This window comes from Arthrobacter sp. Y3223164, from assembly GCF_059091005.1.
Map to the genome: position 1 here is coordinate 1 of NZ_JBNHGF010000911.1, position 371 is coordinate 371.

The following is a 371-nucleotide window of genomic DNA, read 5'->3' on the forward strand; positions in this document are numbered from 1 at the left end:
GCGACGAATTGTTGCTGGACGCCCTGCAGGTCGGGCTGGCGCGGCGAACCGATGACACCGCTGCCTTGGTGCGCGCCTGGGACCGGGCGCGGGGCCGGCTGCTGCACGTCGCCGTCGATCTCTACAGCCTTTTGCCGCTGGGCGAACTGGCAGTGGCCGCCGCCCGCCTGCGTGATTCCGCGAGGCTGCAGCCGCATTTGACGGAGGCGTGGGCGCTGCTGGGGAGATTGGGCGAACCGGCGCTGTGGTCTACCTCGCTGCATTGGTCTGCGGTCCAGGCGGCCCTTTTGGCGGACAGCCCCAGCGAGCTCGCCCCGCATGCCTCGGCGCTGGTCCGGGCCTCGGGGACGTACCGACTGGCGGGCGTGCTC

Annotated in this window: 1 pseudogene; it reads left to right on the plus strand. The window is 71.7% G+C overall.

Going from position 1 to position 371, the window contains the following annotated elements:
• A pseudogene (locus AC5RUJ_RS18685) lies at positions 1 to 371 on the plus strand (LuxR C-terminal-related transcriptional regulator); the annotation flags it as partial.